This is a genomic window from Kribbella sp. NBC_01510 (assembly GCF_045040325.1).
Lineage (GTDB): Bacteria > Actinomycetota > Actinomycetes > Propionibacteriales > Kribbellaceae > Kribbella.
This window is the reverse complement of sequence record NZ_CP109418.1, coordinates 8727005-8741583: the sequence shown is the minus strand read 5'-3', so window position 1 is coordinate 8741583 and position 14579 is coordinate 8727005. Positions and strand designations below refer to the sequence as shown.

14 protein-coding genes are annotated in these 14579 nt (G+C 68.4%); 9 read left to right on the top strand and 5 right to left on the bottom strand.

Features of this window, described 5'->3' with window-relative positions:
* The first annotated feature begins 76 nt into the window (after positions 1-76).
* The 3 genes from OG558_RS42590 (at position 77) to OG558_RS42580 (ending at position 3532) form a co-directional block, all read left to right on the top strand.
* Positions 77-1096 carry an SMP-30/gluconolactonase/LRE family protein gene (locus tag OG558_RS42590; RefSeq protein WP_405068106.1) on the top strand — a complete coding sequence of 340 codons (1020 nt, stop codon included), beginning with the start codon at positions 77-79 and terminating at the stop codon, positions 1094-1096.
* 73 nt (positions 1097-1169) lie between these two features.
* Entirely contained in the window at positions 1170-2054 is an 885-nt protein-coding gene (locus OG558_RS42585) for a MurR/RpiR family transcriptional regulator (RefSeq protein ID WP_329479927.1), read from the top strand.
* A gap of 47 nt (positions 2055-2101) precedes the next feature.
* Positions 2102-3532, top strand: a complete 1431-nt coding sequence (locus tag OG558_RS42580; protein WP_405068105.1) for a hypothetical protein — start codon at positions 2102-2104, stop codon at positions 3530-3532.
* Here the strand turns inward: OG558_RS42580 and OG558_RS42575 are convergent, their stop codons facing one another.
* The gene (locus OG558_RS42575; protein WP_405068103.1) at positions 3533-4693 is read right to left on the bottom strand and encodes a citrate/2-methylcitrate synthase; all 1161 of its coding nucleotides are present in this window, start codon (positions 4691-4693) and stop codon (positions 3533-3535) included.
* A 73-nt stretch (positions 4694-4766) separates the two neighbouring features.
* Between OG558_RS42575 and OG558_RS42570 the strand changes: the two genes are divergently transcribed.
* Positions 4767-5906, top strand: a complete 1140-nt coding sequence (locus OG558_RS42570; protein WP_405068101.1) for a citrate/2-methylcitrate synthase — start codon at positions 4767-4769, stop codon at positions 5904-5906.
* Positions 5907-5911: 5 nt separating this feature from the next.
* Here the strand turns inward: OG558_RS42570 and OG558_RS42565 are convergent, their stop codons facing one another.
* Positions 5912-7354, bottom strand: coding sequence for a flavin-containing monooxygenase (locus tag OG558_RS42565; protein WP_405068100.1), 1443 nt, complete (start codon positions 7352-7354; stop codon positions 5912-5914).
* A 196-nt stretch (positions 7355-7550) separates the two neighbouring features.
* Here OG558_RS42565 and OG558_RS42560 point away from each other — a divergent pair, with 196 nt between their 5' ends.
* Positions 7551-7922, top strand: coding sequence for a YciI family protein (locus tag OG558_RS42560; protein ID WP_329479918.1), 372 nt, complete (start codon positions 7551-7553; stop codon positions 7920-7922).
* 91 nt (positions 7923-8013) lie between these two features.
* Positions 8014-9258 carry an RNA polymerase sigma factor gene (locus tag OG558_RS42555; RefSeq protein ID WP_405068099.1) on the top strand — a complete coding sequence of 415 codons (1245 nt, stop codon included), beginning with the start codon at positions 8014-8016 and terminating at the stop codon, positions 9256-9258.
* A gap of 66 nt (positions 9259-9324) precedes the next feature.
* On the opposite strand, the gene OG558_RS42550 is transcribed toward OG558_RS42555, so the two are convergent.
* A complete protein-coding gene (locus tag OG558_RS42550; RefSeq protein WP_405068098.1) occupies positions 9325-9903 on the bottom strand; it encodes a MerR family transcriptional regulator in 579 nt (192 codons plus the stop codon).
* A 24-nt stretch (positions 9904-9927) separates the two neighbouring features.
* Here OG558_RS42550 and OG558_RS42545 point away from each other — a divergent pair, with 24 nt between their 5' ends.
* Positions 9928-11400: an MFS transporter gene (locus OG558_RS42545; protein WP_405068097.1), complete on the top strand. Its 1473-nt coding sequence runs from the start codon at positions 9928-9930 to the stop codon at positions 11398-11400.
* On the opposite strand, the gene OG558_RS42540 is transcribed toward OG558_RS42545, so the two are convergent.
* Positions 11360-12322, bottom strand: coding sequence for an RNA polymerase subunit sigma-70 (locus OG558_RS42540; protein ID WP_405068096.1), 963 nt, complete (start codon positions 12320-12322; stop codon positions 11360-11362). The two genes, OG558_RS42545 and OG558_RS42540, sit on opposite strands and share 41 nt — an antisense overlap.
* Before the next feature lie 164 nt (positions 12323-12486).
* Between OG558_RS42540 and OG558_RS42535 the strand changes: the two genes are divergently transcribed.
* Both OG558_RS42535 and OG558_RS42530 read left to right on the top strand, forming a co-directional pair.
* Complete coding sequence (locus OG558_RS42535; RefSeq protein WP_329479908.1) at positions 12487-12885, top strand: DUF4870 domain-containing protein; 399 nt, start codon at positions 12487-12489, stop codon at positions 12883-12885.
* 10 nt (positions 12886-12895) lie between these two features.
* Entirely contained in the window at positions 12896-13711 is an 816-nt protein-coding gene (locus tag OG558_RS42530; RefSeq protein ID WP_405068095.1) for a phosphotransferase family protein, read from the top strand.
* Here the strand turns inward: OG558_RS42530 and OG558_RS42525 are convergent.
* Positions 13701-14579 (bottom strand): NUDIX hydrolase, encoded by an 879-nt coding sequence (locus tag OG558_RS42525; protein ID WP_405068094.1) that lies wholly within the window; start codon positions 14577-14579, stop codon positions 13701-13703. The two genes, OG558_RS42530 and OG558_RS42525, sit on opposite strands and share 11 nt — an antisense overlap.

Genomic DNA, 14579 nt, shown 5'->3' with positions numbered 1-14579 from the left:
CTATATATGCATTGACTAGCATCAGAGCTCTGATTAACCTCTGTGTTCGTATCCGCTCACGGGAGAGGTTCTTTTCATGAGGTTTCGTCTGCTGGCGGTCCTGCTCACGCTGACCGCCGTACCTGCTTCCGCGGCCGTGGCCGCTCCGGCCGGCTCTGCTGACCTTGCGTCTGCTCGTCCGGCGGCTGCTCTCTCGGCGTCCGCTTGGCCGGTGGAGATCGACGGCCGGACCGCCGACCGCTACCCGGAGGGGATTGCCTGGGACCCGACCCGGCAGGCCTTCCTGATCGGCTCGATCGCTACCGGCCGCATCCTGGTCGTCCAGCGGGACGGCTCGGCGCGCGTGCTGGCCCAGGCGCCCGGCGTCTCCACCTTCGGCCTGCACGTCGACGCTGTACGCAACCGCTTCCTCGTCACGTACGGCGACATCGGCAACGGCGAGCGCTCGTCGGACGCGACGGCGTACAAGCAGTCCGGTGTCGGGATCTACAACCTGCGCACCGGCCGGCTGGAGCGCCGCGTCGATCTCAACACGACCCGGCTGAACCCGGCCGGCGGCCGGCATGGTGTGAACGACCTCGCCATCGATGCCGTCGGCAACGCTTACGTCACGGATCCGGCGGGCGACGCGATCTACAAGATCACGCCGCTGGGGCGGGCCTCGGTCCTGGTCCGCGACGATCGGCTCCGCAGCGACACGATCGGCGCCAACGGCATTGTCTGGGACTCGGCCGGCTATCTGGTGACGGTCCGCTACGACACCGGCCAGCTGTTCCGGATCTCCTCGGGTGGCCGGATGTCTGAGGCTGCTGTTGGCAAGCGTCTGGTAGGCGGCGACGGACTGGCACTCACCCCGGACCATCGATTGGTTGCCATCACCAACAAGCTCGGCGCTCCCGGTGTCGAGGCCGCGACGGTCCTGACGAGTCGTGACAACTTCCGCAGTGCTCAGGTGCGGTCGACCGAGGCATGGCCGGTCCCAGGTCCGACCACTGCCGCGGTCACGCCTCACGGCATCTACGTGCTGAGCGGCCGCATCGACGTCCTGATCGGCGGTGGCCGGTCCGACGAGTTCACCATCCGCCGGCTCCCTTGATCCTCGGCGCTGGCCGGAATCGGACAGCGTGAACTCTTGTAATCAGGCGTGTGCCGCTCTGAGAATAATTCACATGACCGCTCTCGCCGAGTCGCCGCCGCCGAGTCTGGAAGCGCGGATCCACGGTCTGTTGCCCGCGCTCAGCCCGGCACAGGCCCGGATCGCGACCGAGGTCCTGCGTGATCCGGCGGCGGTGGCCTCGTCGACGATCGGCCAGCTCGCGGCCCGGTGCGGTACGTCGCTGCCGAGCGTCACCCGGTTCTGCCTCGCTCTCGGCCTGTCCGGGTACGCCGAGCTCCGCCTCGCGCTCGCGGCCGAGAGCGGGCGGAGCAGCGACAGCTGGGAGCGGGGGACCGGGTCCGAGGTCGGGCCGGACGACTCGCTCGACGACGTCCTCCGGACGCTGCTGCGCGCCGACACCCGCGCTCTCGAGGACACCGTCGCATCCCTCGACGTCGACGCGCTCGGGCGGGCGGTCCGGGCGATCTCCGACGCCCGCCGGATCGATCTGTACGCCGTCGCCGGGTCGGCGTCCGTCGCCGAGGATCTCCGCCTCCGGCTGCACCGGATCGGCCGGGCCGCCAGTACGTGGAACGACGTCCACACCGCGCTCGCCAGCTCGGCGCTGCTGGGCATCGGCGATGTCGCGATCGGCATCTCGCACAGCGGCGAGACGATCGAGGTCCTCGAGCCACTCGGCCGGGCCGGCCGGCAGGGCGCGACGACTGTTGCCATCACCAACTATCCGCGCTCGCCGCTCGCGCGGATGGCGGACGTCGTCCTGGTCACCGCCGCGCGCGACGTCACGTTCCGGACCGGCGGTCTGTCCGGCCGGCATGCGCAGATGATCGTCCTCGACGCGCTGTACCTGGGGGTCGCCCAGCGCGACTATCCCCTGGCGGAGCAAGCCTTCGACGCCACCGCCGACGCCGTCGCGGACCACCGCCGACGGTCCTGAACCTCCCGCCTGCCCGCTCCACTCGACCCGCCCTTCGAAGGAGAACCATGCAGAGCCCACACCGCAGCCTCGGCCCAACCCGCCGATCCCTCCTCCTCGGCGCCGGCGCCACCGCCCTCACCACCGCAGCCGCCGGCACCCTCCCAGCGGCCGCGTCAGCCGCGACCGGCGACTCGACCGCAGCGGGCGGCGTGCCCGCTGCCGGCACTGTCGCCTCCGCGGGTGGCGCCGCCTCGCCCGCTGCCGTCCCCTCGCCGGACGAGCTTCCCCTGACTGGTGGTGCCGAGTTCACGATCGGGTTGTTCTGGCCGCCGCATCCGTACGCGAGTACGGCGGAGCGGTACGCCGAGATCAGGTCCGCCGGCTTCGACTTCATCATCTCGGGCAACTACGCCGGCGACGGCAACATCTTCCAGTACCAGCTCGATCTCGCCCGCACCGCCGGACTGCAGATGCTGATCTCCGACGACATCCAGATCCGCAACATGTCGCGCTGGTTCTCGATCTCGGACAACACCGCCGACTTCCTCAGCGTCACGCCGGCCGAGGCGAGCGCCCTGTACATCCGCGCCCGCGACGCCTACGGCCCCTACTCGTCGCTGGCCGGCTTCAATCTGTACGACGAACCCGGCGCGGGCTGGTTCGGCACGCTGGCGAAGGCCGTGGCGATCTCCCGCGAACTGGCGCCGGGACTGCTGCCGTACATCAATCTGCTCCCGTCCGACGACCCGGCGTACTACCGCACCTTCGTCGACGTGGTGAAGCCGTCACTGATCTCGTTCGATCGGTACCCGCTGCTGTCCGAGAACCGCGAGGACGCGAACTACTTCCACAACTGGGCGATCATCCGGGACGCGGCGCTGCACGGCGACATCCCGTCCTGGGTCTTCATCCAGACGCTTGCCTACAACAACCACCGCGAGCCGACCGCGGCCGAGCTGCTCTGGCAGATCAACATCAGCCTGGCGTACGGCGCGAAGGGCATCCAGTACTTCACCTACTGGACTCCCGAGGCTGCTCGCGGCGAAGGGTTCGGGCCGGCGCTGATCACCGTCGACGGCCGCCGTACACCGCGGTACGCCGCGGCGCAGAAGATCAACACCACTTGGCTTCACCAAGTCGGCCGCGAGCTCAAGCCACTCGTCTCCGAGTCCGTTGCCCACGCCAACGAAACTCCGCTGCCCAACGGCGCTGTCGGCTTCACTCCCATCAACCTGGTCACCGGCGTCTCGGGAAGCTCGGTGGTCATCGGCACCTTCCGTTCGCGCGACACCACCTCCGCCGACCGCTGGCTACTGGTCGCCAATCGCTCGCACAGCGCCCGCGCCCAAGCCGTCGTCACGCCGAACCAGCAGACGGTTGCGTCCGTCGGTCTCTTCCAGCCGGCCAGCCAGACCTACACGGCTCGTCCGGTCGCCCCCATCCCGTTCGACCTGGCACCTGGTGCCGCCACCCTCGTGAAGCTCGGCGCGAAATAGTCAGCTGGTCGGGCCGGTGTAGACACCCATAGCACGGAAGCGGAGGGCTGGGGCCGCGTACTCCTCCAAGGCGTGCGCGGTCCAGCCGATGATGCGGGCCAGGGCGAAGAGCGCATCCCCGGCGTCGGGCCGGAAGTCGTAGGCATGCATCATCGCCGCGATCGCCAGATCGCTGTTGGGGAAGCCCGGTGTGCGGGCAGTGACCTTGGCGATCGTCTCGACGATCGGATGGTCGTCGAGCAGCCCCAGCAACACTTCGGCCCGCGGGTCGCGCTCCTGGTAGATCTTGTGTCCGAAGCCGGGGACCGGCTCCCCTGATCGCAACTGATCCGACAATGCTCCCAGCGGATCCCGCTGCGCCCGCTGCAGGAACTCGTAGGCCAGAGTCGGCGCGGCTCCGTGGTACTGCCCGTCCAGTGCCCCGAGCCCCGCCGACACGACGGCGTACAGGTTCGCCCGGGCACTGGCGGCCACTCGTGCCGCAACCGTCGAGACGGCAAGCCCGTGATCGGCCAGCAGGATGAGCGCCGCGTCGAGCACCTCCGGCCGTGGCTGTTGGGGGGACAACTTCGGCCAGAGCCTCGCACCGACTGTGTCCCGGGCGGATGCCGTCGGGCCGGGCAACGCCGTGACCAAGGTGCCGAGGAGCTTCTCGGCCGCTGCGGTCACGGAGCCGGGAGACAGGTCGAAACGCAACGGATCAGCAGCTCCCAGGACGGCGACCGCCACGCGGAGCTTGTCCGTCAAGCGTGCCGTGCTCGGGACAACCTCCATCGCGTCTCGAGCCAACTGCACCGACTCGCGCTGCACCGGGAGCTTCGGCTGTTCGCTGAGCTCACCGGTCCACAGCAGGTGGGCGACCGCCTCGACGGTCCACTCGGTCGCGAGCTCGCGGACCGAATGACCGCGGTAGTACAGCTCGTCGTCCTGCAGCAGGGTGAGCTCGGACTCGATCCGCTCGACCACTCCGGAGTGCTCGACGGACCGACTCGCCAGCCGCTCGACGTCAGCTACGGCGAACAGGCTGCCGCGTCGCCCCCGAGCCCGGACGCTGGTGAGCAGGCCGCGGCTCACGTACGCATAGATCGTCTCCGGTTTCACCTGGAGCCGGCGCGCGACCTCGGCCGTGGTCAGGTAATTCTCGTCACTCTGCGGCGGCATCCGCGCTCCTCCGAGCGTTCATGTTGACTGGATCAATATTGACAATAGTTGATTGCGTGTCAACTCTGAAGATATGTCAACAACAATCAATGTTCCGCCCGGCCTCCGCAATGTCGTCGTCACCGAGACGACCCTCGGCGACGTCCGTGGTGACGAAGGGTTCTACCACTACCGCGAGTACTCGGCGATCGATCTCGCCAAGTCGAAGACGCTGGAAGACGTCTGGTTCCTGATGTTCGAGGGCCACCTCCCGACCGCCGCCGAGCGCGACAGGTTCCTTGCCGAACTCGCGCCGCTCCGCGTGCTGCCCGACGAGGTGCTGGCGGTCTTGCCCGCGGTCGCGACCGCGGGACCGTCGTTCAACCCGTTGGCCGGTCTCCGCACCGCGTTGTCGCTACTCGCCGCCGTACGCAAGCTTCCGCCGCTGTGGGACGCCGACCCGGCACGCCGGAAGGCCGACGCGATGCTCGTCTGCGCGGTGACGCCGACCATCCTGGCTGCGCTCTACCGCCTCCGCGAAGGTCAGCAGCCTCTGGAGCCCCGGCCCGACCTCACCGCCGCGGCCAACTGGTTGTACCTGGTGACCGGCAGCGAGCCGAGCGCCGTACAGGCCGCAGCGATCGAGCACTACCTGGTCGCCACCGTGGACCACGGGTTCAACGCGTCGACCTTCACCGCGCGAGTGATCGCGTCCACCGGCGCCGATGTCGTCTCCGCCGTTGCCGGAGCGATCGGAGCCTTCTCCGGACCGCTTCACGGCGGCGCACCGGACCGTGCACTCGCCAGCCTCGACGAGATCGGCACCCCGGACCGGATCGACTCGTGGGTCCGCGAGAAGGTGTCCGCCGGCGACCGCATCATGGGCTTCGGACACGCGGTGTACCGGACCGAGGACCCCCGCTCGCTGATGCTGCGCGACATCGCCCGCGGTCTCGGCGGAGACCTGGTGGACTTCGCGACCACGGTGGAGCAGCGCATCGTCGACGTACTGGCCGAACTCAAGCCGGGCCGCAACCTCTACGCCAACGTGGAGTTCTACGCCGGCGTCGTGATGGAGCTGTGCGGTCTCCCGCGCGCCATGTTCACTCCGACGTTCGCAGTCAGCCGCATCATCGGCTGGTCCGCCAACATCCTCGAGCAGTCCACCGACCCCAAGATCATCCGCCCAATCGCGATGTACGTCGGCCCGCAGCCGCCGGTCCCGGTGCCGTAGGGCGGTCAGGCGGCGCGTTTGAACCGCATGGTGCCGTCGGCAACCGGACTGAAGCGAAGGACGACGAGGTCGCGGGGGTAGTTCTGACGGAGGCGCCAGGGGCCGGTGGAGCCCTGGCGCGGGAGGATGGCCGCGGCCCGCCGGATGTAGCCGGACGAGAGGTCGACCACGGGACGCGCGGGAGCGTCGTACTCTGCCGGGTCGATCTCGGGGACGCAGATGCTGGTGCCGGTCGCGGCCAGGTGGTTGAGCAGGCGGCACACGTACTGCGAGGTCAGGTCGGAGCGCAGCGTCCAGGAGTTGTTGGTGTAGCCGATGCACCAGGCCAGGTTCGGTACGCCGCTCAGCATCATGCCCTTGTAGACGAAGGTGTCGTGCGGGTGGACCCGCCGGCCATCCACCGTGACCTCGATCTTGCCGAGGGCAACCATGCGGAGGCCGGTCGCGGTGACCACCAGGTCGGCCTCGAGCTCCTGACCCGACTGCAGCCGCAGACCGGTCGGCGTGAAGGTCTCGATCTCGTCGGTGACCACAGAGGCCGAGCCATCCCGCAGTACCTCGAACAGGTCCGCGTCCGGCACCAGACACAGTCGCTGGTCCCATGGCTTGTAGTGGGGAGTGAAGTGCGGGTCCACGGGGATCGACTCCGGCAACTGCTTGGCCACTGTGCTGTTGAGGAGCCAGGCGGCGTGTGCCGGCCATTTCCGGAACGCGCTGTAGAGCGCCGTACTCAGGGCGACGTTCTTACCGCGGATGAGCCGGTGTGCGAGCTTCTCGGGCAAGAGGGCGCGCAGTCGGTCCGAGAACGCGTCATGCGCAGGCCTGGACGCCACGTAGCTCGGTGTTCGCTGCAGCATCGTCACGTGCTCCGCCGTACGAGCCATAGCCGGCACAAGCGTCACCGCGGTCGCACCGCTGCCGATGACAACTACGCGCTGACCTGTGTAGTCCAGGTCCGCGGGCCACTGTTGCGGATGCACCACGCGCCCTTGGAACTCCCTCTGCCCCGGGAAGTCGACCACATAGCCCGAGTCGTAGTCGTAGTACCCGCTGCACACATACAAGAACGAGCAGGTGTACGAGCCCTGACTCGTCTCCACCGACCACTGCGCCTCCTCCGACGACCACGACGCCCGTACGACGCGCTCGCCGAAGCGGATGTGCTTGTCGATGCCGTAGGTGGAGGCGGTCTCGTGCAGGTACTCCAGGATCGACGGGCCGTCCGCGATCGCCTTGGCTGCCTTCCAGGGATGGAACGGGAACCCGAGCGTGAACATGTCGGAGTCCGACCGGACCCCGGGATAGCGGAACAGATCCCACGTCCCGCCGATGCTGTCCCGGGCCTCCAGGATCGCGTACGTCCGATCGGGGCTCTGCGTCTGGAGCCGGTAGGCCGCGCCGATCCCGGACAGTCCGGCGCCCACGACCAGGACGTCGAAGTGCTGCATGAATGCCTCCTGGATGCCGGTTGAGTTCCTGGTCCACGGTAGGCGAGACCGGGAGGATGGTGCTGTCCGTATCCGCCGTGTCACGTGAGGTGAGCCGGGATGATGAGTGAGAAAGTCGTTGCCGGAGCTGTCGATTCCGTTTGGCGTCGTTCGTCAGCAAGATGTCCAGTAAGAACCCTAGACAAGGGAGCCAGAGATGGCGCAGTACATGTTCCTGCTGTTCGACAGCGAAGAGTGGTACGACAACGTCACGGCGGAGGAGTGGCAGCAGGCGATGAAGCTGCACGGCGCCTTCGCAGAGGCGGTCGAGAAGGCCGGTGCGCGGATCCTCGGTGGGGAGGCGCTGGAGCGGTCGAGCACGGCCAGCACGGTCAAGCAGCGCGAGGGTGCCGAGCCGCTGGTCACCGACGGCCCGTTCATCGAGACCAAGGAGGCCCTCGGCGGCTACTACGTGATCGAGGCCCGCGACCTCGACCAGGCGCTCGAGCTCGCCAAGATCTGCCCGTCCGGCAACGTCGAGGTTCGCCCGGTGATGGACACCTCGATGGACTCCGGGCCGTCTGTCTGACCATGCCCGCCGGCCGGGTACACCGACGGGTTTCGTCGTCGGCGTACCCGTCGGGCTTGGGCCGGCGGGGATCGAAGGGGGTTGGCCGGGGGTGAACGAAACCGGGGGCGCGCTGTCGGCGGTCGAGGTCGCCCGGGTAGTCGATCGGGCGCACCGGGAGAGCTGGTCGACCGTGCTGGCGTCAGTGGTGCGGCTGACGCGGGATCTGGATCAGGCGGAGGACTGCACGCAGGACGCGTTCGTGCAGGCGTTGCGGACCTGGCCGGACGGGATCCCGGCGAACCCGGGTGGATGGCTGACGACAGTGGCGCGGCGACTCGCGCTCGACGGGTTCCGACGCGAGACGAACCTGCGACGGAAGCTGCCGTTGCTGGTGGAGGATCCGGTCGCGCCGGGGGACAAGGAGCAGCCGACGGATCCGCTGCGACTCGTGTTCACCTGCTGCCACCCGGCCTTGGCGCGGGACTCGCAGGTGGCGTTGACGTTGCGGCTGATCTGCGGCCTGACTACCCGGGAGGTGGCGGCCGTGCTGTTGATCAGCGAGTCGACGGCGGCCGCGCGGATCACCCGGGCGAAGAAGAAGATCGCCGCGGCCGGCATTCCGTACCGGATCCCAGCGGATCACGAGTTGCCGACGCGGTTGGACGTCGTACTGACGGTTGTGCATCTGGTGTACACGGCGGGACATGTTGCGGCCGGGCCGGAGTTGCGGCGGACGGATCTGACCGGGCGGGCGGTGGAGCTGGCGCGGATGCTCGTGCGGTTGATGCCGGACGAGCCGGAGCCGCAGGCGTTGCTGGGGTTGCTGTTGATGACGGAGGCTCGCGGGGATGCGCGCGTGAGCGAAGACGGGGAGCTGGTGCTGCTGGCGGATCAGGACAGGTCGCGGTGGGACGCGCGGCTGCTGGCGGAGGGAGTGTCGAGGGCGACGGCCGCTTTGCACCGGGGGCAGGGACGGTTCGTGTTGCAGGCGGCTGTCGCCGGGCTGCATGTGACCGCGCCTTCGTGGGAGCGGACGGACTGGACGCAGGTGGTCCGGATGTACGACGCGATGATGCTCAGCTGGCCGACCCCCATCGTCGCGCTCAACCGGGCCGCCGCGCACAGCCTCGTCCCCGGCGCCGACCTCGAGGCGGCCCTCGCCGAATTAGATGCCCTCAGCAAGGAGACGGCGCTCGCGTCCTACGCCTACCTCCCGGCAGCCCGGGCCGACGTGCTCGTCCGCCTGGGACGCACCGACGAAGCAGCCGACGCCTACCAGACCGCCATCAGCCTGACCGCCAGCGAAACCGAACGCCGCTTCCTGACCCACCGGCTCGCCACTCTCACCGGCTGACCCGCCCATCACTCACCAAGTCGGCCTGACGCACGCATCACTTTCCAGGCCGGCCTGACGCACGCGTCACCTGCCAGGTCGGCCGGGAGCCCAGAGTTGGTCGGCGTCGCCGGCTTCCAGGCGACCTCGGTAGACGTCGATCTTGTGGTCGATGAGTTCGAGGTTCTCCTGCAGTTCGGCGAGTTTGGTGAGCACCTCGGCGCGATGGGTCTCGAGGAGTTCCAGGCGATCCTTCTCGTTGCCTCGGCCGGCGGTGACGAGTTCGGCGTACTGGCGGATGGTTCTGATCGGCATGCCAGTGGCACGGAGCCGGGTGCACACCTTGATCCAGTCCAGATCCAGCTGGTGGTAGCGGCGCCGCCCGCTTGCGGTCCGGTCAACGGTTGTGACGACCAGGCCGGCACGCTCGTAGTACCGCAAGGTATGCACGCTCACCCCGGTCCGCGCCGCAGCCTCGGCAATAGTCACCCCTGGCCCACCAGCCGCAAGCGAGTCGCGGCTCGTGTCGGTCGCGCCGGACCCGCGGCTGGATGCGGCGTCGCCGGGCGTGCGGGACTCGCGGCTGGTTGCCGCCTCGCCGGGCACGTTGGTGCCGGGGTTTGTCGCGGGCTCGGGGGGTTTTGAGGAGGGTTTGACTTCGAGCACGCTCTAAATTCTAGCTTCGGGGGTATGAGTGTTCCAATGCTTCAGCGGGCGGCAGTGGGTGAGCTCAGTCGGCGGCGTCGGCTGGGGGTGCTGGCGATCTGTTGCGCCAGCATCGTTGTCGTGGTGATGGACATTTCCATCGTCACGGTGGCGTTGCCATCGATTCGGGCGGATCTGGGGGCGTCGGTAGCGCAGTTGCAGTGGACGGTTGACGCGTACACCCTGGTGCTGGCGAGTCTGCTGTTGCTGGCCGGGTCCACGGCTGATCGGGTCGGGCGGCGCAGGGTGTTCCAGATCGGGCTGGCCGCGTTCGGGCTGGGGTCGCTGTTGTGCAGCCTGGCGCCGACGGCCGAGTGGCTGATCGCGGCCCGCGCGTTGCAGGCGGTCGGCGGCACGATGCTCAACCCGGTGGCGATGGCGATCGTCGCGACCACGTTCCCGGACCGGGCCGAGCGGGCGCGGGCGATCGGGGTGTTCGGGGCGATGTCCGGGTTGGCGCTGGCGTTGGGCCCGATCCTCGGTGGAGCGCTGGTCGACGGCGTCGGGTGGCGGGCGATCTTCTGGATCAACGTGCCGGTGGTTGTCGTGGCGATCGTCCTGACAGCGTTCTTCGTGCCCGAGTCGCGGGCGCCGAGAGCGCGGCGGTTCGATCCGGTCGGGCAACTGCTGGTCATCCTGATGCTGGGATGCGTGGTGTACGCGATCATCGAGTCCGAGAAGCGGGGCTGGACGTCGCCAGTCATCCTCGGGCTGCTGGGAGTCGCCGTACTCGCGGTGCTGGCCTTGCTTGTTTATGAGCCACGGCGCACCGATCCGATGCTCGAGTTGCGGCTCTTCCGGAGTGTGCCGTTCAGTTCGGCGATCCTGATGGCGTTGTTCGCGCTGTGCGGGTTCGGCTCGTTCTTGTTCGTGACGACGCTGTATCTGCAGAACGTCCGTGGGTTGTCCGCGCTCGCCGCGGGGCTGTGCCTGCTGCCGGTGGGAGCGGTGATCATGATCGTCTCACCGTTCACCGGCCGGTTGGTCGGTACGCGCGGCCCGCGGTTGCCCCTGGTGGTCGCCGGGTCGGCGCTGGCGATCGGGGCGGCCAGTTCGTTGTGGCTCGGGCCGACGACACCGTTGCCGGCCGTACTCGTGATCTATCTGTTCTTCGGGATCTTCCTTGGCACGGTCAATCCACCGATCACCAATACGGCGGTCTCCGGCATGCCGCTGTCCATGGCCGGTCTGGCTGGCTCGGTGGCGTCCGCGGCTCGCCAGACCGGCACCACGTTGGGAGTGGCAATCGCCGGCACGATCGTCGGCTCGACCGCTGCCGGGAACTCACAAGCCTTTACTCACGCTGAGCATCACCTCTGGTGGCCGGTCATGGGCTTGGGGATCGGTCTCGTCGCGTTGGCTCTGCTGAGTACGACGAGGTGGGCGCGCGCTACGGCCCAGCGGACTGCCGAGCTGTTCAATCGACCGGCAGCGACGCCGGAAGGCCGAAGTGGGTGACGAGGCTCGGGATGCTGAAGACGTGGATGTGCGTCAGACCGGTAGGAGTCGGGGTGAGTACGGCGACGCCATAAGGTTCGTAGGAGTCGGACGAGGTGCGGAAGTAGGCGCCGACCGCTGGTTGGCCGTTGGCGGTGATGGGCATCATCCGCCAGTCGCCGGGTGAGCCGACGGCTCCGGCGAGGAGGCGGAGGCACATCACGCGGCCGTTGAACCAGGCGGTGGTGCCGACCATCTCGATCGCGGCGTCGGCGCGGAGGGCGCGTTCGAGAGCGGCAGTGTCCGCGTTCTCGAAGCCGGTGATGTATTCGGCCAGTAGGGCTTGAGCTTCTGGATCGGTCGGCTCGAGGATCTCACCACGCGACGGAGCGGTCTCGTCGAGTCGGGCGCGGGCTCGCTGGAGCGTGCTCTTCACGGCAGCGACCGAGGTGTCGAGCATCGTCGCGACCTCGGCCGCCGGGAACGCGAGTACCTCACGAAGGATCAGTACGGCGCGCTGCTTGGCCGGAAGGTATTGCAGCGCCGCGATCAGCGCCAGTCGAAGGCTCTCCCGGGTGGTCACGATGGTCGCGGGGTCGGTGGACGAGCTGACCAAGGAGTCCGCGAGGGGCTCCACGAACGCCACGCCGGCCGGCGCGGATCCCGGGGTGAGGTCCGTGGCCGGGGCGCCGAGGCCGGACGGGAGGGCTCGCCGGCCGCGCTGCTCGAGCGCGGTCAGGCACGCGTTGGTCGCGATGCGATAGAGCCAGACCCGGATCGACGAGCGGCCTTCGAAGGTCGAGTACGAACGCCACGCCCGCAGGTAGGTCTCCTGGACGACGTCCTCGGCCTCGTCCACCGCCGCCAGCATGCGATAGCAGTGCGCCAGCAGTTCCTTCCGGAACGGTTCGGTACGACGAGCAAACTCGGCCTCGCCCGTCATCAGCGCTCCTTCAAGCATCAGTCCACCAGCCCAGGCAGCGGGCGGACCCAGCCTGCCATGCGCCGGATCGCACCGGCCTCGGACTCCTTGCTCGTCATCGTTCTGGTCCCTTCTCGATGAGTTCATCACGGTAAAGACCGGTCGTCCCACGAAAAGGAATCGGTGTGCTTCACTGGATCATGAGTACGCCGAACGCCGGGTCGTCCTTGTCGGCCTCGGAGGAGCGGACGTGGGCGATGGTGGCCCACATCGGGGTGTTCGTCGCGGCCTGGTTCGCGATGGGATTCCTGTGCCCTCTGGTCGTGTGGCTGGTGTATCGCCAGCGGTCGGACTTCGTCCGGCGGCACGCCCTGGAGTCGCTCAACTTCCAGTTGTCGCTGCTGATCTACACCGCGATCGCGGTCGTTCTGATCCTGATCACGTTCGGCCTGGGCGTGCTGATCATCATTCCGCTGATCATCATCGGCGCGGTTGCGGCAGTCGTCTTCATCGTGCTCGCGACCATGGCGGCGTCGAGCGGCAACGAGTACCGCTACCCGCTCACGATCCGCCTGGTCCGCTAAGGTCTGGCCGGTGGAGCTCATCGGCCAGGGCATGGAAGGCGCGGTCTACGACCTCGGCGACGGGACGGTCCGCAAGATCTGGTTCGACCGCCGGCCGGACGACGTCCGCCCGCTGCAGGCGTTCCTCGACGAGCTGCCGCCGCTGCCGTTCCGGACGCCGCGGATCCGCGAGATCACTGCCGACGACCACGGTCAGGCGATCAGCGTCGAGGACAAGCTGACCGGCACGCCGATGAACGAAGCGGGCCTCACCGAGGATCAAGCGCTCGACGCCTTCGTCGCGATCGTCGAAGCCCTGGGCACAACCGTCGCCGGTCCCGCGAGCCAGGCGCTGCCCGTCCTCAACCAGCCGTTCTGGCAAGGGTCCTGGGGCGAGTCGCTGGCAGCCCTCGTACGACGCCGTGCCGCAGCCGCCCGCCCGCACCTGGAGCGGGACGTCCCCGGCTTCGCCGACCTGCTGGACCGCCTCACAGCCGGGCTCGCACGGATCCGGCTCGACCGATTGAGCGTGGTCCACGGCGACATCTGCCCACCCAACCTGCTCATGGACGGCGCCCACATCGCAGCCGTGCTGGACTGGGGTTTCTACTCGACCGCTGGCGACAACACCTTCGACGCCGCGCTGGCGGCCGGCTTCTTCGACATGTACGGCCCGGACGCCCGGCGCCTCGACAACCGGCTCCTGGACCGCTTCGAGCAGTTGGGCCACGACCGCGATCGCATGGACCTCTATCGCAAGGCCTATGCCATCACCACCGCGACCATCTACGACGCCGACGCCACAGACGGCCACTACGCCTGGTGCGTTGCCCAGCTCACGAGGTGATGGGCGAGCCGTTGCTCAGGTTGTGGAGCTGTGACGGCGCGGCCAGGATCAACGGCAGCCGGCGGGCGTTGAGCGGGGAGACCAGACCATCGAGGGCGTCCGGCGAATGCCACGAGATCCCGCGGATCTCGAAGCCATCCGGCTGCAGCGTGTCCAGCAAACCCGGGTCGTGGACGCCACCGTCGTACAGGATCTCGACGGCGTCGCCCCAGCCTTCCCATCGCGGGAGCCAGTCGATCGCTAGTACGCCGAGCAGCGGCAAGGCGATCCCGAGTTCCTCGTGCATCTCACGGGAGGCTCCGCCGGCCGGGTCCTCATCCGGCTCGACCACTCCGCCGGGGAGCTCCAAGTCGTTCTTGTAGCTGACCTGGCACAGCAGCACGCGGCCGGTCGTGTCTCGCACGATCACATGCGCGATCACGCGCTTCTTCGGCAGCGTGGAGTCCATCAACGCAGTCCAGCCCGTCACTGTGTCCGGGCGCGGGTCGTCGACCCGCATCCCGTACACCGCAACGTCCCGGCGCTCACCCTCCACCAGCGCCGCACCACGCAGCACGCCCTCGCGCCGGAAGCCCGACCGGATCGCGACCCGAGCAGATGCGTGAATGGCCGGGTCCACCTCGACCTGCAGCCGCTCCAGCTCGAGCTCAGCGAAGGCGAACTCGCTCACCAGCCGGACGGCCCGCTGCGCGACCTCAGGCCCGCCGTCCAGCTCCCAGACGACCAGGCCGACGCCAGGCGTGGTCCGTCGTACCTCGACGGTGCCGAGTGGCTTGCTGTGCTCGACGTCGAAGCTCACCACCTGCTGATCCTGCCGCGACAATCGCAGCGTCAACTCACCATCGGTCAGCGGGTGTACGGCGGTCAC

Coding starts and splice junctions, on each gene's coding strand:
- OG558_RS42590 (WP_405068106.1), top strand. CDS start 77: ATGAGGTTTCGTCTGCTGGCGGTCCTGCTCACGCTGACCGCCGTACCT.
- OG558_RS42585 (WP_329479927.1), top strand. CDS start 1,170: ATGACCGCTCTCGCCGAGTCGCCGCCGCCGAGTCTGGAAGCGCGGATC.
- OG558_RS42580 (WP_405068105.1), top strand. CDS start 2,102: ATGCAGAGCCCACACCGCAGCCTCGGCCCAACCCGCCGATCCCTCCTC.
- OG558_RS42575 (WP_405068103.1), bottom strand. CDS start 4,693: ATGCCGCCGCAGAGTGACGAGAATTACCTGACCACGGCCGAGGTCGCG.
- OG558_RS42570 (WP_405068101.1), top strand. CDS start 4,767: ATGTCAACAACAATCAATGTTCCGCCCGGCCTCCGCAATGTCGTCGTC.
- OG558_RS42565 (WP_405068100.1), bottom strand. CDS start 7,354: ATGCAGCACTTCGACGTCCTGGTCGTGGGCGCCGGACTGTCCGGGATC.
- OG558_RS42560 (WP_329479918.1), top strand. CDS start 7,551: ATGGCGCAGTACATGTTCCTGCTGTTCGACAGCGAAGAGTGGTACGAC.
- OG558_RS42545 (WP_405068097.1), top strand. CDS start 9,928: ATGAGTGTTCCAATGCTTCAGCGGGCGGCAGTGGGTGAGCTCAGTCGG.
- OG558_RS42540 (WP_405068096.1), bottom strand. CDS start 12,322: ATGACGGGCGAGGCCGAGTTTGCTCGTCGTACCGAACCGTTCCGGAAG.